This is a genomic window from Thalassomonas sp. RHCl1, assembly GCF_947387555.1.
In the GTDB taxonomy this organism is placed as follows: Bacteria; Pseudomonadota; Gammaproteobacteria; order Enterobacterales; family Alteromonadaceae; genus Thalassomonas.
Window position 1 is genome coordinate 1,101,138 of the sequence record NZ_CANDNZ010000001.1, and the last position, 19,775, is coordinate 1,120,912.

Genomic DNA, 19,775 nt, shown 5'->3' on the forward strand with positions numbered 1-19,775 from the left:
CTTTTACTGCATTATTTACCAACTTTGCCCCCGACATCGTTACATGCCTTCGGTGACATTTTGACAAAGCCCTGGCCTTTACAGGATGCCTGGCCTTTACAGGCGTTGTTGGCGGTTTTACAGTCGTTGTGGCCGCCGCAAACATTGACGTTGTAGCAATGGGCCATATCTGCGGTGGTGACTTTGCCGCGCCAGTCGTCTTTTACTGTGCCGCCGATATCGCCGCAAGACTTGGTGGGCATGGCGACAAAACCGTGGCCTTTACAGGATGCCTGGCCTTTACAGGCATTCTCGGCGGTTTTGCAGTCATTATGGCCTGAGCATTTATTCACGCCGTAACAATGGCCCAATTCTGCGGTGTTTTTTGCCGCATATGAAGAAGAGCCTGATTGGCTGCCGGTTTGTGCGCAGCCCATCATGCCGGCTACGGCCAGGGCTACCGCTGCGCCCTGTAATGTTGTTTTAGTGTTTGCTTTCATGTCTTTCTCCGGTGTTGAACGATGAATTAACCCTGTTACTGCCTGTTATTTTAATTACAGTGAGTGATAACGCATGTTAGAGAAAAATAAAGGCCGAGTTATCACAATTTGATCACAAAACGGAACGTTTCCTTCACTTTACTACCGGTCTTTTTATTATCCCGCTTGCCAGATTTACTATAGTTGACAATTTTTATACTGTCGTTACTGTTTGAAAAATAGGCTTAAAGTTTGTTTTAGTCGTTGCTTGTCCGCTACCGGGCAGGGAAAACAAATATTTGATAACAGTAAGCGCCCGCATTCTTCCGGCCTTTTCTTGAATTAACGCCGGGTTTTACTGGATCTCAGGCATGGTTAGGGTACATTAGGCCGGTAACTCTGCTTTTATACTGCTTGGAAGAGATGTTCAGCAGTGATTTCAATAAGTTTTCAAAAATAAGGGATTGAACGTGAGCCAAGTAAAATTAACCCAGTACTCCCACGGCGCCGGTTGCGGCTGTAAAATTGCTCCGGCGGTTTTAGATGATATCCTCAAGTCTTCATTGTCGCTGCCGCCTCAGCCTGATTTACTGGTGGGCAATCAAAGTAAAGACGATGCCGCGGTATACGATATCGGCAATAACCAGGCGGTTATTTCCACCACAGACTTTTTCATGCCGATTGTCGACGACCCCACAGACTTTGGCAAAATAGCTGCCTGTAATGCCATCAGTGATATTTATGCCATGGGGGGTAAACCCCTGATGGCGATTGCTATTTTGGGTTGGCCTATCAATAAACTTTCCCCTGAGGTGGCGCAAAAGGTGCTGGACGGCGGGCGTATGATCTGCGCAGAAGCCGGGATCCCGCTGGCGGGAGGGCATTCAATCGATGCCCCCGAGCCCATTTTTGGTCTGGCGGTTACCGGGTTAATCGATACCGACAAGGTGAAACGTAACAATAATGCCGGAGCCGGAGATCTGTTATACCTGACCAAACCTTTAGGTGTCGGCATATTATCTACCGCGCAAAAACAGGGAAAACTTCAGCCGCAGCATGCCGATATTGCCCCGGATGTGATGAAAACCTTGAATAGCCCGGGGCTGGCCTTTGCCGAATTAGCCGGGGTTAGTGCGATGACAGATGTGACCGGTTTTGCTTTATTGGGGCACTTACTGGAAATGTGCCAGGGCAGCGGACTTGCTGCCGAGCTTGATTTTGCCAAAGTGCCTTTGCTGGAGCAGGTCGAGCATTATATAGATCAAGGCTGTATTCCGGGGGGCTGTGGCCGTAATTTCCAAAGTTTTGGCGATAATGTCAGTGAATTAACCCCTTTGCAGCAAACTATTTTGTGCGATCCGCAAACCAGCGGCGGCTTATTGGTGGCGGTAAAACCCGAGAGCCGGGAAGTGTTTGAAACCCTGGCGCAAAAACTGGGCTTATCACTGGAGCCGATAGGCAAAATGGTGCCGGAGCAAAGCCCGGTGATCAGTGTGGTTTAATTATGGCGGTAGAGGTTACAGCAGATAGCAATAAAACAGGCCAGTCCTCTCGGCCCGACAGTAATGACTATCACAAGATACTTGCTTCAGGTTTGCCGTTACTGGACTTAAGGGCGCCGGTTGAATTTGCCCGCGGCGCGTTTGAGCAAGCGGTTAATATTCCTTTGATGACAGACGATGAAAGGGCTGCTGTCGGCACTTGCTATAAAGAGCAGGGCCAGCAGGCGGCAATCGAGCTGGGGCATCAGTTGGTGTCGGGTAAAACCCGGCGGGATCGCGAGCAGGCGTGGCAGCAATTTATCCATGAGCACCCGGGCGGTTATTTATATTGTTTTCGCGGCGGTTTGCGCTCGCGCACGGTACAGGCGTTTTTAAAAGAAGCGGGTGTTCACTATCCGCTGATCAAAGGCGGTTACAAGGCCTTAAGGCAATATTTGCTGGATCAGATTGCTGAGTTAAGCGCCCATCCTTTGCTGATCCTGGGCGGGAAAACCGGTTGTAATAAAACCGAGTTTATCACCAGTCGCAGCGACAGTCTGGATCTTGAAGGGGCGGCCGGCCACCGGGGGTCGAGCTTCGGCGGTTTTGCCTGGCCGCAGTCGACCCAGATCACCTTTGAAAATAAGCTGGCGCAGCAATATATCCGCAGGGATTTTGCAAAGGGGCAGCGCATTCTGCTTGAAGATGAAGGCCGTGTTATCGGCAGTGTCCATGTGCCGCAGGAGCTGAGGGAAAAAATGCGACTGTCGCCGGTAGTGGTAGTGGAAGAAAGCTTTGATTATCGTCTGGAGCAGCTTTTTAATGAATATATCGTAAAAATGCTGCAGGACTTTGTTGCCTTAAAAGGAGAAGAGTCGGGCAGGGCTGCTTTTAGCGAGTACTTTTTTCAAGGTGTGTTTAAGGTGCGTAAACGTTTGGGCATGCAAAGGTATCAGGCTTTGCTTGGCTTGCTGGAAAAGGCCTCCTCGGGACTGCACCGGGAGGATTTAAGCGGTTATTATGATGTACTCAGGGATTTGATGGTGCAGTATTATGATCCCATGTATGACTACCAGCTGAGTTTAAAAAGCGAGCGTATTGTCTTTCGCGGCAACAGCGACCAGTGCCGGACATATTTAGATGCACTTTAATGTGTATTTTTAATGACTTAAACCAGGCGCCTTTGTGATATGCTAGGGCGCCTGAGCAGGGCGATGATAATGCCGATATCCGGGATATCTATTATCTTTATTGTCATATAATTTAATAATCAAACAGTTAGTGTCCTAATTCCATGTTTCAACCGGTTAGCTTTTTTATTGGCTTACGTTACAGCCGTAGCCAGAACCGTTCCGGGTTCGTGTCTTTTATTACCTTTTTTTCCATTGCCGGGATTTTATTGGGGGTTGCCTCACTGATCACTGTGGTTTCCGTGATGAACGGTTTTGAAGGGGAGTTGAAGAAAAAAATTCTCGGCCTGGTGCCCCATGTGGTGATGTCTGAGCAGTCCCCCGAGGGTAAAACCCTGAATATGTCAGACTGGCAACAGCAAAGAGCCAAGCTGTTAACTTACCCCGGGGTCAAGGCGGTGACGCCTTTTATCGAAAGCGAAGCCTTGATCCAGTCGCCCTCGACCCTGCAAGGGGTATTGGTGCAGGGGATTATTCCGGAATATGAGACCGGACATATTATTAATCAGCATATGGTGGCGGGGGATTTAGCCAGTTTAGAGGATACGCCCTATTCCCTGGTCATGGGGCAGGCGCTGGCGCATAAACTGGAAGTGAATGTCGGCGATAAAGTCCGGTTGGTGATCCCGAATAAAACCATGTTTACCCCTATGGGTCGGGTGCCGGTGCAAAGAACCTTTACCCTGAGCGCTATTTTTAATGTCGGCTCGCAGATTGACGATGCCGTGGTCTATATCCACAGCAAGGCCGGAGCCAAGTTATTGCGGCGAAAGGGCGACGGCATTAACCAGCTCAGGTTATATCTGAACGACGCCTTTTATGCCGGAGAGCTTGCGCCAAGGCTGACACAGGACTTGCCCACTTATACTTTTGCCACCTGGAATGAAAGTCAGGGGGCGTTATTTGCCGCTGTCAGCATGGAAAAGAATATGATGTGGCTGATGCTGAGCCTGATAGTTGCCGTGGCCGCCTTTAATATTGTCTCGGCCCTGGTAATGGTGGTGATCGACAAGCAGGGGGAGATCGGCATCTTGCAGACCCTGGGACTGGCCAGGGCGGAAATCGTGAAGATTTTTATTACCCAGGGTATGGTGAACGGTTTATGGGGCGTGATTTTGGGCAGTATTTCAGGGGTGCTGCTAACTTTGAACCTCAATACTTTGATGTCGGTCACCGGCATCAATATTTTTGCTCCCGGTTATGCCTCGCAGGTATTGCCGATACAGCTTGAGGGCTGGAATGTCGCTGTGATTGTTTTTTCCGCGTTAATGATGAGTTTTGTTGCGACCTTGTATCCCGCCTACCGGGCATCGAAAACGCAACCGGCAGAGGTTTTACGAAATGAATAAGGTGTTAGTTTGCCAACAGTTAAAAAAATCCTACCAGCAAGGCCAGATAGAAACCAAGGTTTTGCAGGGCTTAGACCTGGAGGTTGAGCAGGGGGAGTTGTTGGCGGTAGTGGGTAGCTCGGGTTGCGGTAAAAGTACGTTTTTGCATTTAGCCGGTGCGCTGGATGTACCGACAGCCGGTGAAGTCTTCATCAATGAGGTTAATATCCACAAATTATCGGATAAGGAAAGGGCGGCGTTTCGCAACCGCCATATCGGTTTTATTTACCAGTTTCATCACCTGATGATGGAGTTCTCGGCGCTGGAAAATGTCGCTATGCCGTTACTTATCCGCGGTGATAATGCCAAGAGCGCCCGGGAAAAGGCGCAGGCTATGCTGGCCAAAGTGGGGCTGGATCACAGATGTGCTCACCGGCCGGGAGAATTGTCGGGCGGCGAGCGCCAGCGTGTTGCTATCGCCCGCGCCCTGGTAACCGAGCCGTCGCTGATTTTGGCGGATGAACCTACAGGTAACCTCGACTTTGATACCGCAGAGCAAATCTTCCAGCTGCTGAAAGAACTCAATGCCAGCGTTAATACCAGCTTTGTTATCGTCACCCATGACCTTGGTCTGGCGGCGCGTATGGATCGCCAGCTGAAACTTGACCATGGCAAGTTATTGCCTATGGCTAGCCAGCAGGAAGTGGCCAATGTTTAAGCCGCTCAGTTTATTTCTTGGTTTGCGTTATGTGCGCAGCCGCCACGGCAATGGCTTTTCTTCGTTTATTTCCGCCTCTTCCACTATCGGTATTGCCCTGGGGGTGATGGTGTTGATCGTGGTGTTATCCGCCATGAACGGTTTTGAGCGGGAACTTGCCCAGCGGTTATTGTCGATTGTGCCCCATGCGGAAATCATCGGCGTTAACGAGCCGATGAATAATTGGCGCCAGCAAGTGAGCAAGGTTGAAGAAAATCCCCGTGTGATTGCCGCCGCCCCGGTGATCAAGATGTCGGGTATGATGCAAAAAAATGCCGAATTAAAAGCAGTGGAACTCAGGGGAGTGGATAGTGCCCTGGAAAAGCAGGTCTCAAGCATAGAAGATTATATGGTTGACGGGAACTGGTTAAGCTCTGCCGGTAATAACGGCGCAACAGGTGCTGGTAATATGCCCGATAACCAGGTGGTGTTAGGCGCCGGTATAGCGAAAAAGCTCAGGGTGAAAATAGGGGATACGGTGCAGGTGCTGCTGCCCAAGCAGTCACTCTCTCCCCAGCAAAAACAGCAGCAGCTGAACCAGAGTTTCCAGGGCATATTAACCCGTAACCTGGTGGTGACGGGGATATTTAAGTTTGGCGGTACGGTGGATGACAGCCTGGCTTATATTTCTTTATCGCAGGCCGGGGACATCAGTCATTTAAAGCCAGACCAGGTGCATGGCATACGTTTAAAAATCGATAATGTTTTCCAGGCACCGGCGATTGCCCGGGAAGTGGCCTACCAGGTGGATCATTATGTCTACATCTACGACTGGACCCGCAGCCAGGGGCATTTGTTTAACGACATTCAGCTGGTGCGTATGGTGATGTTTATTGTGCTGGTGCTGGTGATTGCCGTGGCAAGTTTTAATATCGTTTCTACTCTGATCATGGCGGTGAATGAGAAAAAAGGCGATATCGCCATTTTAAAAACCATGGGGGCGGGTACCGGAGTGGTGATGATCACTTTTATTATCCAGGGGGCGGTGAACGGTGTTCTAGGCTCGCTTATCGGTGCCTTGCTCGGCGTTTATCTGGCCTTGAACCTGACGGATATTATTTTAGCGGTAGAAGGCTTGTTTCAGGTGAAGTTTTTATCGGCAGATGTCTATTTTATCGACTTTTTACCCAGCTTGTTAAATTGGCCGGATGTTTATATAACCGTTATCACCGCCCTGGTGATGAGTTTGCTGGCCACTATTTATCCCGCCTGGCGCGCCACGAAAGTTGAACCTGCTCAAGTGTTGGGGCAATTGTAGGTTATTGGGGTTGTGAGAGAGATTAGTATCAATCTATAAGCTGAAAACAGATTTATCAGTGGTTGGTATAAACGGGAGATAATTAGACATTATCTCCCGTTTTTATTTTAAGGTTTCGTTCGCAGCTTACGTTTACCCCATTCCTTGACCACGGAATGGCGCCATAACGCCTGGATACCGAAATAGCCGATAATGGAAAAGAGCACGGATAATACGGCGCAGCCCAGGAAAAAGGCCGGGCCTATGGTAGATAAGCTGTCAAGCACCCATTGCCAGGTGGCTTCAAAGGCAAAATCCTGTTCCGGTACCCCCAAGACCCAGGTACCCACCAGGTAACAGAAATAAAAAATGGCCGGCATGGTTAAAGGGTTGGTGATCCATACCAGGGCGATGGATAACGGCAGGTTGGCATGTACTATAATGGCAATACCCGCTGCTAGTATCATTTGAAACGGCACAGGCACAAAGGCGAAAAACAAGCCGACGGCGAAGGCTTTCGCGACAGATCTGCGGTTCAGGTGCCACAGGTTGGGGTTGTGCAACAACTCGCCAAAGATGCTTAAATGCTTGTGATTTTTTATCTTGTTATGATCTGGCATCATACGCTTGATGATTTTTTTTGGCATACACTCTTTACTGTAAATGGAACTAAAGGTTCACTATGGACTGGTGGCTGTTAAGCTTCTTTCTTGGTGCTATATTGTCACTATTTCTGCCAATAGTACCAGCGCTTTTTTACCTATCTTTGTTTTTTATCACGGTAATTGGTCATTATTATTACAAGCCGTTGAAAAATGTCAGCGGCTTAGTGCTGGGATTACTGTGGATGATGCTGCATGCCTACCTGTACCAAAACATCTGGCAGCTAAATGATATCGAGCCAAGCAAGCTGTCGGGTAAAGCTCAATTATTGCAAGGACAGGTGATTACGCTGCCGGTAAATACTTCCGGCGGTTATGACAAGGATAAACGCCAGGATATCAGCCGTTTTAATTTTCGTGTCGAGAAACTCAACCAGCAGCCGTTAAGGCGAAGCTTTATTGTCCGGCTGCGTTGGGATGAGGCCGGGGTCAAGCCTGCTTTAGGGCAGGAATACCTGTTAACGGTGCGGATGAAACCGGCCCATGGTTTGGCCAACCCCGGTACTTTTAGCTACCAGACCTGGCTGCGTTATAAGCATATTGCAGCAACCGGCTATGTGCTGGACAAACCCTTACCACAATTATTAGGCCATGATCTGCCCGTGCGTCAGCACCTTTTTAGCCGTTACCTGCAGCTATTGCCGAAGGGAGAGGTTGCCGCCTTGCTGCCGGCCCTGAGTTTTGGTGAGCGTAGCCGTATTACCCAAGAGATGTGGCAGGTATTGCAAAGAAGCGGCACTTCACACCTGATGGCAATTTCCGGGTTACATTTGGGATTAGTGGCTACCGGCAGTTTTTTTGCCATCTTGTGGTTGCTAAGGAGGTTTCCCCTCGCTGCGGTGTTACCCCAAGGGCTGGCCCAGTCCCTGATGCAGATGAACCTTAATAAGCTGGCTATTGGCGTAAGCTTATCTATTACCTTGTTTTATGCCTACCTGGCCGGTTTTTCCCTGCCGACACAAAGGGCGCTGGTGATGTTGTTTTTGTATTGGGGTATACGTCTTTTGGGCGCTAAATTCACTTTGAGACGCTGGCTGCTGATTGCCTTATTTTTGCTGGTACTTGTTGATCCCTTTAGTTTATTCAGTGCCAGTTTTTGGTTATCTGTATATGCTATCAGCTGTATTTTTTTGTTGTTATGGCGTTTCGGTGTCTTATTTGATCAGGGCAGCAAAGCCAAAAAAGTCGTTAACTCCCTGCTGGTCATTCAATTGGGATTGACGCTGTTTATGATCCCGGTTACCGCGCTGTTTTTTCAACAGTTTTCCCTGGCCTCTTTTCTGGCCAATATTGTTGCCGTACCTTATATGAGCCTGATCTCTATTCCCTTGTGTTTACTGTCGGCGCTGAGTTTATTTTTTAGCGACTCGCTGGCAAGCCTTTTTATGCATTTAGCGCTGCAGAGCCTGGATCTTTTGTGGACTTATCTGGTGTTTCTTTCCGGGCAAAGCTGGGCCTTGATCAATTTATCCCTTTATCAGGTCTATTATTTATGCATTTTTTTACTGCTGGTGATGGCCTGGTGTTTTTTAACGCCGAACCTGTTGTATCCCTGGCATTTTCTTAGGGGGAATGTGGAGCGCGGTTGGCAAAAGCTTGCGCCGGGTGTTTTGCAAAAACCGGCAATGAGGGGGCTGATCATGGCGGGTATTGCTATTACCGGGTTTTCCCTGTCCGGGTTAAGGACGCCGCCGGTTACTGAAGCGGTGAACCAGCCATTGATAAACCCATGGCAAGTATATGTGCTTGATGTCGGCCAGGGACTGGCGGTGGTTATCCGCCGGGGCAGCCGGGCCATTCTTTATGATACCGGCGCTGCTTATCCCGGCGGTTTTAATTTGGCGCAAAGCGTGATTTTACCTTTTTTGCAATATCAGGGCATATCTGGTTTGGATAAAGTGATCATCAGCCACAGCGATAATGATCATGCCGGCGGTTTGCCTGTGCTTAAAGCTGAAGTGGTTATTGATGAAGTCATGGCCAATGACCCGGTACTCGAAGGCCGGGGGGTTTGCCTTTTGGGGCATGACTTTAGCTGGCAGGGGCTGCACTTTTCCATGATATGGCCGCCGGATATCAAAGGGGAAGCCAACGATGATTCTTGTGTGGTTGAAATCAGTGACGGGGTGCATTCCCTGTTATTGACCGGGGATATTTCAAAAAAAGTTGAGTCGAAGCTGTTAAATAAACTTGGGCATAGCCAGGTACTTATAGCCCCGCACCATGGCTCAAAAAGTTCTTCCAGCCAGGCGTTTATAGACCGGGTATCGCCCCGATACGTGATTTTCAGCGCCGGTTATTTAAATCGCTGGCACATGCCCAGTGCAGAAGTGCTGGCACGTTACCAAAAAGTGCAACCTGAGATTTTTACCACCGCCGAAAGTGGCATGATACAGCTTGAATTTAGCAAGTCAGGCATCCATATAAAGCAATACCGTCAGGATTTATGGCCATTCTGGTTTGCCAATTAAGCCTTATTTGCGCTAGAGCAGTTATTTATACCCAATTCACCTCAATATGCAGGTTCAGAGTTCAGCGAGGTAATCAGAGCAAGGCGCAGCACGAAGAGAATGGTTGTTCCATTGTCGAGTGTTGCACAGGTTTCAGTTCCAGACAAAACCTAAGTACATACATCCATGTATGCAACGTTGCACTGGTTTTCTCGCTGAGCTCCCGCAGGGCAAGGCGATAAGCGGCTATCTGCGGCGTTATTAAAGATTCAAATAGAATAACTATTCTTCATCTTTAATGCCTTGCACCTAGCCGCTTATCGACTTGCTGAAGTCTGCATCTTGAGATGGATTGGGTATAGAGTGGTTAATTAGTTGGTTGAACAGCAAAATAACGCTAGAATAGCCCGAAATTAAACGGCACTGCCAGATGCTCATTCATTTACGCAGTCATTTTTCAAATATATTTACGCAGTAACTTTTTACGAAGTACTTTACCTGGCAAACAAAGAGAGACTGAATGCAGCCTATTTCATCCCCGACCACCTGGCAGAATTTTAAGCGCTTATTATCTTTTGCAAAACCTTATAAACTCGGCTTTGTCGTGGCCGTTATCGGCATGTTGGGTTACGCGGGTATAGATGTTTATTTTTTGTCAAAGCTGCAGCCGTTAATTGACGAAGGCTTAACCGGTAAAAATCTCGATTTTATGAAATGGGCGCCGCTGTTTATTATTGTCTGTTTCCTGATCCGCGGCCTGTGCCATTTTATCGGTAATTATTGTCTGGCCTGGGTCGGTAATAATGTGGTGGCTGACTTAAGACAAAAGCTGTTTGAACATATTATGGCCATGCCGGTGCCTTATCATGACAAGGAGTCTACCGGCACCCTGATCTCTAAACTGACCTTTGATACCGAGCAGGTATTGCAGGCCACAAGTAAATCTATTTTGACTTTAGTACAGCAGGGGGCTTTTGTGCTCGGTCTGCTGGTGATGATGTTTTACAGTAGTTGGCAATTGTCGGCGATCTTCTTTTTGATTGTGCCTCTGGTGGCGGTGATTGTTACCACGGTTTCCCGCCGTTTTCGCAAAATCAGCAAGAACATCCAGGGGGCTATGGGGGAAGTGACCAGTGCTGCCGAGCAAACTTTCAACGGCCATAAGGTGGTACTGACCTTTGGCGGCCAGGAGCGTGAAGCCAAACGTTTTGGCCAGATCAACAAACATAACCGCCAGCAGCGTATGAAAATGGTGGCAACCAAGGCTGCCAGTGTGCCGCTGATCCAGGTGATTGCTTCCTTTGCGCTCGCCTTTATTTTTTATGTGGTCACCCTGGACAGCATGAAAGATATCCAGCCGGGCACTTTTATTGCTGTGGTCACTTATATGACTATGCTGCTCAGGCCGCTGAAATTACTGACGACAGTTAACAGTGAGTTTCAAAAAGGCATGGCCGCCTGTACCAGTATTTTTGCCGTGTTGGATCAGGACAAGGAAAAGGATACCGGCAGTAAGGCATTAACCAGGTCTGCGGGAAAAATTGATTTTAAAGACGTGAATTTCAGCTATCCGGGGGCGGAGAAAGTCGCCCTGAAAAAGTTGTCATTTACTGTCAGCCCGGGGGAAACCTTAGCCCTGGTGGGTCGCTCCGGCAGCGGTAAATCAACCGCCAGTTCGCTGTTATTGCGCTTTTACGATGCCGACAGCGGTGAAGTACAAATAGACGGTGAGAATATCCAGGACTATAAACTGGAAGATTTACGTCGTCAGTTTGCCTATGTTTCGCAGCAGGTGGTGCTCTTTAACGATACTTTGGCCAACAATATTGCCTATGGCCGTCCGGGAGCAAGCGAAGAAGAAATTATTGCCGCCGCCAAAAGTGCCCATGTTTACGAATTTGCGCAAAATATGCCGCAAGGGTTAAACACTAACATAGGTGAAAATGGTGCCGAACTCTCCGGCGGCCAAAGACAGCGGGTGGCGATTGCCCGGGCATTACTGTGCGATGCGCCGTTTTTGATTTTAGATGAAGCCACCAGTGCCCTGGATACCGAGTCTGAACGCCATATTCAGGATGCGCTTCAGGTGTTGCAGCAAAACCGTACCTGTATAGTGATTGCCCACCGATTATCGACCATAGAAAATGCCGATAAAATTATCGTGCTGGAGCAGGGGGAGATTATCGAACAGGGTGAGCATAAAAGCCTGCTGGCACAAAACGGTGCTTACGCCCAACTTCACAGCCTGCAGTTTGGTCAGTAAGTTATGCGTTTAATCGAGAAGGTCTGGTTTTTTCGCCACCCGGGCAAGTATGTACTGGTGCCGTTATTATTGCCGCTGACCCTGGTTTTTGCATTAGTCTCCGGCCTGCGCCGCCTGGCTTACCGTTTGGGACTGAAAAAAACAGGTCAGCTTGATAAGCCGGTGATCGTGGTCGGCAATATTGGCATCGGCGGGAACGGTAAAACCCCTGTGGTGATTTTTCTGGTGAAACTGTGCCGCAGTTTAGGCTTAAATCCCGGGGTGATCAGCCGTGGTTATGGCGGTCAGGCAGAATCTTATCCCTATTTGTTAGACGAGAACTCTACCCCGGCAGTGGCCGGTGACGAGCCGGTGTTGATTTATCAAAGGTGCCTGGCCCCCGTGGCCGTGGGGGCCGATCGTATCGCCAGCGGCCGTCTTTTGCTGAAGCAGGGCTGTGATATTATTATTGCCGATGACGGCCTGCAGCATTACCGGTTGCCGCGCCAGTTAGAGTTGATTGTCGTGGACGGTAAACGCCGCTTTGGCAATGGTTTACTCTTGCCTGCCGGCCCGTTAAGGGAGGGTAAATGGCGGCTGAAACAGGCGGATGGTATTATTTATAACGGTGTGGCCGAAGATAACCTGGGACAGGAAAAAAACCATGGCGGCGCTGAAAATATCAGCATGCTGCTGGCAGCAAGCTCAGTTTGTCATTTAAAAACCGGCGAGCAATTACCCATCGGCGAATTTTTGCAAAAATACCCGCAAGTTAATGCCATGGCGGGCATAGGGGATCCCGGGCGCTTTTTTACTACGCTGACCGCTTTAGGTTTTAGTTTGCAGCAGGCGCAGGGCTTTAATGACCACCATGATTTCAGCGCCGGGGAGTTTGCTCATTTTGAAGATAATATCCCCTTGTTGATGACGGAAAAAGATGCGGTAAAATGCCGGGTATTTGCTCAAGATAATATGTGGTTTGTGCCGGTGAGCGCAGCGATACCGGAGCAACAGCAAGATATATTGAAAGAGAAGATCAACAAGATAGCAGCCGGTTAACGGCACTGGAAATTCGCTTTTGCTGTTTAATAAGCGAGTGACCCAATACACTGAATTTATAGACTTAATTAAAGAAAGAGATAACCCGATGGCTTTTGATACTAAACTGATGGAAATACTGGCCTGCCCCGTGTGTAAGGGCAAACTTGATTATGATAAGGCGCAGCAGGAACTGATCTGTAAATTTGATCGCCTGGCCTATCCGATAGAGCAGGATATTCCTGTGTTGCTGGAAAATGAAGCGCGCCGCATTTCAACAGAAGAGAGCTGATTATGTCATTTGTTGTGGTGATCCCCGCCAGATACCAGTCTTCCCGTTTACCGGGCAAAGTGCTGGCGGATATTGAAGGCAAACCCATGATCCAGTGGGTGGTGGAAAAAGCTCAGCTTAGCGGCGCCAGCCAGGTAATCGTGGCGACGGACAATGATGATGTCGCGGCGGCGGTTACGGCTTTTGGCGGCGAAGTCTGCCGTACCCGGGCGGATCACCAGTCGGGCACCGAGCGTTTGGCCGAGGTTATGGAAAAATATCAATTCCCCGATGACCAGGTCATAGTGAATGTCCAGGGAGATGAACCTTTTATTCCCGCGGAAAACATTGCACAGGTAGCGAAAAACCTGGCAAGCCAGGACAAGGCCCGGATGGCGACCCTGGCGGTGAACATCAGGGAGGTTGAAGAAGCCTTGAACCCTAACGTGGTTAAAGTGGTGTGTGACAGCCAGGGTTATGCCCTGTATTTCAGCCGCTCGACTATCCCCTATGACAGGGAAAGGTTCTTAAATCAGGATGAGGTTAAGGAAATCGGTGATTTTTACCTGCGCCATATCGGCATTTATGCCTACCGGGCAGGTTTTATCAAAGATTATGTTTCCTGGCCGGCAAGTGCGCTTGAGCAAATCGAGTCGCTGGAGCAGCTGCGGGTATTATGGCAGGGAGAGAAGATCCATGTTGATGTAGCCGCCTCAAACCTGCCGGTAGAAGGGGTTGATACCCCGGAAGATCTGCTTAAAGCCCAACAATATGCCAAATCATTGAACGGTTAACCCGCTTTAATACGCTTGCTGTGTTGCTAAGGACACAGCAAGTATCATCCTCTTTTCTTTGAATTGTTTTTAATTATAAATTCAGCTATTTAGCATAAAGTTTTTTATCGTTTAGCCGATATTAGCTTTGACCTTGTAATTTTCGAAAGGATTCAAACCATGTTAACGACCCAATTGGGTGCATCTTTAACTATCGCCCCAAAAGTCAGCGCTCAAGAACCACCGCCAGTGGCACATTTAACTGAAGAGGTAAAAAGTGCTTCAGGCAAGCCGGAGACATCAGCAAATAAACCGGGGAGACCGGCAAGTACACCGGTAACTTTAAAGACGGATACGGTAACCCTCTCCGACGAGGGGAAAGCTGCTCAGGCCAGTGCTGCAGAGAAAGAACAAGCCAAGAACAATGAAGAGCTCGATAATGAAGCTTTACATAAATTGAGTTCGGGTGAAGCGCATAATAAAGAAGTTAGCGAACAAGATGAGGTCGATACCTCAGTGATTGATGCGCTTATTGCTAAGCTTGAAGAAAGAATTCTTGAAGTTGAACAACAAATCAAAGAATTAACCGGCCGCGATGACGAAGCATCAGTAGAACAGTTAAAAACCTTGTCAGAGCAATTAGTGATGTTAAACGGCCAGTTACTGGCTTTGTATAAGGAAAAAGAAGAAATGATCAAAGGCGGAGCAAATACTTAAATAACCTGGTTATCTCCTGTTGAAAAGAGCACTCCATACGGTTGAAGGTTAACTATGGCAATGAAAGTAATAACAGCAAACCCGGTTCTAATAAGTTATTGCCCTTGCAGCTAATAGTTTCAATGGTGAACCAATTTGGCTGTGTGCGAAATGCACGAATAACCTGATGAGTGGGCGGATATGAAGCTGATATATACAAATGAAAACCTTTTCCTGGTAGCCAATGCCAAGAATATCCTGGAAGCTCATCGCATAGAGGTCATGGTCAAAAATGAGTTTGCCCAGGGAGCCATAGGGGAGATAGCGGCATTTGATGCCTGGCCTGAGCTATGGCTTGTTAATGATGCCGACTATGACAAAGCAAGTACCATTCTCGAAAATGCTTCAAGCGCTCAAGGAGGTACTGAATGGATTTGCAACCATTGCTGCGAACGCAATGATGCGTCGTTTGAGCTGTGTTGGAACTGTCAAAGTGAATGTTGTTAACCGCACTCAAATGAGCTGAAACTTTCCCAAAGACTTCCATTGATATCCTGATGTTCTGGCAGGTATTTAATTATCTCTTACCGGTAACTTTTTACTGTCAGCATTACCTCTGATAAAGCCTTTAAAAGTGAATTAACGTCAATATTTCTCTAACCTTTTGATCTAAAGGCTATTACACTTACACTTTGTATGTGCATTAAGCTGGAACTTAAGTCGCCGGTTTGTTGTCAACACTTGCTTATTTAGAACAATAAAGGGGTATCAAAATGAAGAATATCAGCCTGCTCGGAGTTATCTCCCTGTTAGTTTTTAGCCCGTTGAGTCTGGCTCAGCAAGCGATGAAACCCGGTGTCGTGGTGACTCAGGTGACTGAGCAGGATGTCACTAAGGTCTTTTCCCACGTCGGTCGGGTGGTGGCGATAGACAAGGTTGATATCCGCGCCCGGGTCAGCGGTTATTTGTTAAAACGCCATTTTATTGAAGGAGCCGAGGTAAAAAAAGGCGATTTGTTATTTGAAATAGAAGCGGACACCTATGAAATCACCGTACGCCAAAGGCAGGCGGATCTTGCCAGTGCCAAGGCAAATCTGAAAAAAAGCAAGGCGGCGTTAAAGCGCCAGCAGGACTTGAAAAAGCGCGGCGTGGCCTCAGCAGCCGACTTGGACCAGGCGGCGGCAAGCGAAGCGGTTGACGAGGCCAGTGTGTTAAAGGCTCTGGCCTTGTTAGCCGAAGCCGAGCTGAGTTTAAGTTATACCAAAATCTATTCTCCCATCGACGGCAAAATCAGCCAGGCGGTTTACAGCACGGGTAATTTGGTCGGCGCCGACAGTGGCGCCCTGGCAACGGTGACCAATATGAATCCGGTTTACGTCAGTATGTCGGTGAGCGAAAAAATTCTGCTTGAAGCAAGAAGGCAGGGCATAGGTCAGAAAACCTCGCCGGTGGCGCCGACACTGAAACTCTCCGATGGCAGTGACTATGGTCAGGCCGGGGAATTTGACTATCTCGATACCCAGGTGAGTGAATCTACTGATACGATTTTGGCGCGGGCGGTTTTCCCCAATGATCAAGGGATTTTACTGCCGGGAGAATTTGTTCAGGTTGATGTGACCCCGAAAGAGAAAAAACTCTCGGCGGTTGTCCCCCAGTCGGCGGTACAAAAAGATCAGCAGGGTTATTTTGTCCTGGTGGTAAATAACGACAATATCGTTGAAGTACGCCGGGTGGAGCTTGGCGCGCAAAAAGCGGGCAACTGGGAAGTACGTGCCGGTTTGGCGCTTGGGGAAAAAATTATTATCGAGGGGCTGCAAAAGGTCAGGGCCGGCGCTGCTGTTAATCCGGTGGAGGGCTGATCATGTTTACTGATTTTTTTATTTCCCGGCCTAAATTTGCCTTTGTTATCGCCATTGTCATCATGATAGCGGGGGCCATCAGTCTCAATGCCATACCGGTGAACCAGTTCCCCGACATCACGCCGCCCCAGGTGGTGGTGACAACCGCTTACCCGGGGGCCAGTGCCCAGGTGGTGGAAGAGTCGGTGGCTGCCATTATTGAGGCGGAAGTAAACGGGGTGGACGATATGATTTATATGTCGTCAACCAGCGGCAATGACGGCAGTTACTCCCTGACGGTGACCTTTGCCGTAGGCACAGATCCCGATATGGCCACGGTGAATGTCCAGAACCGGGTGGCCCAGGTGAGTGCCAAGCTGCCCAATGATGTCAGCCGTCAGGGCATAGTCACCAAGAAGCAGTCGTCGAGTATGCTGATGGTGATTAATTTTTTCTCGCCGGATAACAGTTTCGATGATGTGTACCAGAGTAATTATGTGTCGATTAACGTTCAGGATCAGCTATCGCGTATCAACGGGGTCGGCAGTGTCAGCCAGTTCGGCGCCAAAGATTACGGCATGCGGGTCTGGCTTGATCCCGACCGCCTTACCGCGTTAAATGTTTCCACCAAGGATGTCAGCGATGCCATACGCAACCAGAATATCCAGGCATCCGCCGGTCAGCTGGGAGCGCCGCCGTTTGATTATGACCAGCAATTTCAATATACCTTGCAGGCCAAAGGCCGGCTAAAAACCGTGGCGGAATTTGAGAATATTATCATCCGTGCCAATGCCGACGGTTCGACCTTACGCCTTAAAGATATTGCCCGGTTGGAGCTGGGCTCGCAAAGTTATACCGGCACCAGTAAGTTAAACGGTAAGCCGTCGGCATCCCTGGCGATTTACCAGGCGCCGGGGGCAAATGCCCTGGATGTTGCCGACAATGTTTACCGCGAGCTGGAGAAGTTGAAACAAAACTTTCCTGCCGGGCTTGAATATACCGTGCCTTACGATACCACTAAATTTGTCCGCGCCTCCGTCAAAGAAGTGATAGAAACCCTGTTTATTACCTTTACCCTGGTGGTGGCGGTCACTTACTTATTTTTAGGCAGCTGGCGGGCGACCCTGATCCCCGCCATCGCTATCCCGGTGTCTTTGATCGGTACCTTCGCCGTGCTTTTTGCCGTCGGTTTTACCGCCAATACCATTTCCCTGTTTGCGATTATTTTAGCCATAGGCATAGTGGTGGATGACTCTATTGTCGTGGTGGAAAATGTCCAGCGGCATTTGAATGAGTCGGATATGTCGCCGGTGCAGGCGACCTCTGTGGCGATGAAAGAAGTTGTCGGCCCTGTAATTGCCACCACTTTAGTGCTGCTGGCGGTTTTTATTCCTGTCTCTTTTATGCCGGGGATCACCGGGGAGCTTTATAAGCAGTTTGCCCTGACCATTTCCGTGGCTGTGGTGATCTCTTCCGTTAATGCCCTGACACTGGCGCCGGCGTTATCGGGATTATTGCTGAGTAAAAAAACCGGTACATTATCCGGCCCTTTGGCCGCGTTTGATGCTTTGGTTACCCGGGTAAGAGACAAGTATGTCGGGGCGGTTAACTTTCTTAACCGCCGGGTATTGCTGGCGCTGACTTTGCTGGTGGCGGTTGCTGTCGGTACTTTAGGTTTGTTCCGTATTGCACCTACCGGCTTTTTGCCGCTTGAAGATAACGGCTTTTTCCTGTCGAATGTTCAGCTTCCTGACGGGGCATCGTTAAACCGGACCAATGAGGTGGTGGCAGAAATTACCGAGTTGATCCAGTCGGAGCCTGGGGTCAGTGATGTCATTGCCATTACCGGCTTTTCCATTTTATCCGGCGCTTCTTCCAATTCGGCTTTGCTGATCCCGATCTTAACTCCCTGGGAGCAGCGCACTGACTTTGACTTGAAATGGTTTAATATCTTAGGACGTTTAAATGCCAAGCTGGCAGCCGTTCCCTCGGCGCAGAGCTTTGTTTTTCCTATGCCGCCGATTATGGGCTTGGGTACAGGCGGCGGTTTTGAAGGGCAAATTCTTGATACCGCGGGCGGTTCGCCGCTGGAGCTGGCGCAGGCTACCCGCAGTCTGGTATTTGCCGCCAATCAGGATCCCAGGTTAAGCGGCGTATTCAGTACCTTTACCGCCAATGTGCCGCAATATTATATTGATGTCGACCGGGAGAAGGCCCAGGCATTGGGCATTGAGATCTCAGATATTTTTGAGACCCTGCAAACCAATTTCGGTTCTTCCTATATCAATGACTTTAATTTGTACGGCAAGGTTTACCGGGTGATAGTGCAGGCGGAAGCAGGCTACCGCCGTTCGCTCGAAGATATCGACAGATTGCATGTGCGTAATATGCATAACGATATGGTGCCGCTCGGCGCCTTAGTGCAGGTGGAGTCGGTACTCGGTCCCCAGGCCTTAAGCCGTTACAATATGCGTAAAACAGCCGCTATCCAGGGAAATCCCGGCGAGGGCTATAGCTCGGGAGAAGCCCTGCTGGCTTTGCAGGATATCGCTAAAACTGCCTTGCCTCCGGGTTATATCCTGGAATGGACCGGTACTTCTTCGCAGGAGCAGGAAGCAGGCAATTTTGTGGTGCTGATTTTCACCCTGGCTTTTGTGTTTGCCTACTTATTTCTGGTGGCACAATATGAAAGCTGGACCATTCCCATGGCAGTAGTGGTCTCTGTGGTGGTAGCCATTTTTGGCGCGCTGTTGCCCATTGTCTTGTTGCCTTTTCTCAGCAATAACCTTTATGCCCAGGTCGGTATTGTCATGCTGATCGGCCTGGCGAGTAAAAGTGCCATCTTGATTGTTGAGTTTGCCAGTGAGCTCAGGCAGCAGGGATTGTCTGTGATTGAAGCTGCCAACCAGGCAGCAAAACTGCGTTTTCGTGCGGTGATGATGACGGCACTGTCCTTTATCCTTGGCGTCTTGCCGTTAGCCTTTGCTTCCGGTGCCGGCTCCGCCAGCCGGATGTCTATCGGCTGGGTGGTGTTAGGCGGCATGTTGCTGGCGACTGTGGTCGGTATTTTCTTTATCCCGGCGTTATTTGTGATGTTGCAGGGGCTGAGGGAAAAAGTTAAAGGGGGAAAGGTTAAAGGAGAAAAAACCGCACCGGAAAAAAATCAGCCGACGGGCATTTCGGGCGCTGACGGTTAATATGTCCAGGCAGCAGCTGGGTGGTTAGACCTCTTGTGCTGCCTGATTTTTCATGCTTCTATTTTTCCTGTTAATCAATATCTTGATAAAAGTTAATTTCTTGTATTTTTCTTTATAGCCCTTGTCAGACAAGGGCTATACGCCGGAGAAGTTGCGA

At 49.1% G+C, this 19,775-nt stretch carries 16 protein-coding genes; 14 read left to right on the plus strand and 2 right to left on the minus strand.

The window, feature by feature from the left end; translation table 11 throughout:
- Positions 1-11: 11 nt before the first annotated feature.
- A complete protein-coding gene (locus QL234_RS04925) occupies positions 12-479 on the minus strand; it encodes a hypothetical protein (RefSeq protein ID WP_281556719.1) in 468 nt (155 codons plus the stop codon).
- Positions 480-928: 449 nt separating this feature from the next.
- On the opposite strand from QL234_RS04925, the gene selD reads away from it, so the two are divergent.
- The 5 genes from selD (at position 929) to lolE (ending at position 6,472) form a co-directional block, all read left to right on the plus strand.
- Positions 929-1,960 carry a selenide, water dikinase SelD gene (gene selD, locus QL234_RS04930; protein ID WP_281556720.1) on the plus strand — a complete coding sequence of 344 codons (1,032 nt, stop codon included), beginning with the start codon at positions 929-931 and terminating at the stop codon, positions 1,958-1,960.
- A gap of 2 nt (positions 1,961-1,962) precedes the next feature.
- Positions 1,963-3,090 (plus strand): tRNA 2-selenouridine(34) synthase MnmH, encoded by a 1,128-nt coding sequence (mnmH, locus tag QL234_RS04935; protein ID WP_281556721.1) that lies wholly within the window; start codon positions 1,963-1,965, stop codon positions 3,088-3,090.
- Between the two features lie 209 nt (positions 3,091-3,299).
- Entirely contained in the window at positions 3,300-4,478 is a 1,179-nt protein-coding gene (locus QL234_RS04940; protein ID WP_281556722.1) for a lipoprotein-releasing ABC transporter permease subunit, read from the plus strand.
- Positions 4,471-5,175 carry a lipoprotein-releasing ABC transporter ATP-binding protein LolD gene (lolD, locus tag QL234_RS04945; protein ID WP_281556723.1) on the plus strand — a complete coding sequence of 235 codons (705 nt, stop codon included), beginning with the start codon at positions 4,471-4,473 and terminating at the stop codon, positions 5,173-5,175. Before QL234_RS04940 ends, lolD begins: the two co-directional genes overlap by 8 nt.
- Positions 5,168-6,472 carry a lipoprotein-releasing ABC transporter permease subunit LolE gene (gene lolE / locus QL234_RS04950; RefSeq protein ID WP_281556724.1) on the plus strand — a complete coding sequence of 435 codons (1,305 nt, stop codon included), beginning with the start codon at positions 5,168-5,170 and terminating at the stop codon, positions 6,470-6,472. Before lolD ends, lolE begins: the two co-directional genes overlap by 8 nt.
- A gap of 107 nt (positions 6,473-6,579) precedes the next feature.
- Here the strand turns inward: lolE and QL234_RS04955 are convergent, their stop codons facing one another.
- Entirely contained in the window at positions 6,580-7,098 is a 519-nt protein-coding gene (locus QL234_RS04955) for a DUF2062 domain-containing protein (RefSeq protein ID WP_281556725.1), read from the minus strand.
- Positions 7,099-7,133: 35 nt separating this feature from the next.
- On the opposite strand from QL234_RS04955, the gene QL234_RS04960 reads away from it, so the two are divergent.
- The 9 genes from QL234_RS04960 (at position 7,134) to QL234_RS05000 (ending at position 19,618) form a co-directional block, all read left to right on the plus strand.
- On the plus strand, positions 7,134-9,584 hold the full coding sequence (locus QL234_RS04960; RefSeq protein ID WP_281556726.1) for a DNA internalization-related competence protein ComEC/Rec2: 2,451 nt from the start codon (positions 7,134-7,136) through the stop codon (positions 9,582-9,584).
- 499 nt (positions 9,585-10,083) lie between these two features.
- Positions 10,084-11,826, plus strand: a complete 1,743-nt coding sequence (msbA, locus tag QL234_RS04965) for a lipid A export permease/ATP-binding protein MsbA (RefSeq protein ID WP_281556727.1) — start codon at positions 10,084-10,086, stop codon at positions 11,824-11,826.
- 3 nt (positions 11,827-11,829) lie between these two features.
- Entirely contained in the window at positions 11,830-12,864 is a 1,035-nt protein-coding gene (lpxK, locus tag QL234_RS04970; RefSeq protein WP_281556728.1) for a tetraacyldisaccharide 4'-kinase, read from the plus strand.
- A gap of 88 nt (positions 12,865-12,952) precedes the next feature.
- Positions 12,953-13,135, plus strand: coding sequence for a Trm112 family protein (locus tag QL234_RS04975; RefSeq protein WP_044830808.1), 183 nt, complete (start codon positions 12,953-12,955; stop codon positions 13,133-13,135).
- Between the two features lie 2 nt (positions 13,136-13,137).
- A complete protein-coding gene (gene kdsB, locus QL234_RS04980) occupies positions 13,138-13,908 on the plus strand; it encodes a 3-deoxy-manno-octulosonate cytidylyltransferase (protein ID WP_281556729.1) in 771 nt (256 codons plus the stop codon).
- 159 nt (positions 13,909-14,067) lie between these two features.
- Complete coding sequence (locus QL234_RS04985; protein ID WP_281556730.1) at positions 14,068-14,604, plus strand: hypothetical protein; 537 nt, start codon at positions 14,068-14,070, stop codon at positions 14,602-14,604.
- Positions 14,605-14,784: 180 nt separating this feature from the next.
- Entirely contained in the window at positions 14,785-15,090 is a 306-nt protein-coding gene (locus QL234_RS04990; RefSeq protein ID WP_281556731.1) for a DUF2007 domain-containing protein, read from the plus strand.
- A 266-nt stretch (positions 15,091-15,356) separates the two neighbouring features.
- The gene (locus tag QL234_RS04995) at positions 15,357-16,442 is read left to right on the plus strand and encodes an efflux RND transporter periplasmic adaptor subunit (RefSeq protein ID WP_281556732.1); all 1,086 of its coding nucleotides are present in this window, start codon (positions 15,357-15,359) and stop codon (positions 16,440-16,442) included.
- A 2-nt stretch (positions 16,443-16,444) separates the two neighbouring features.
- Positions 16,445-19,618 (plus strand): multidrug efflux RND transporter permease subunit, encoded by a 3,174-nt coding sequence (locus QL234_RS05000; RefSeq protein WP_281556733.1) that lies wholly within the window; start codon positions 16,445-16,447, stop codon positions 19,616-19,618.
- Positions 19,619-19,775 lie beyond the last annotated feature (157 nt).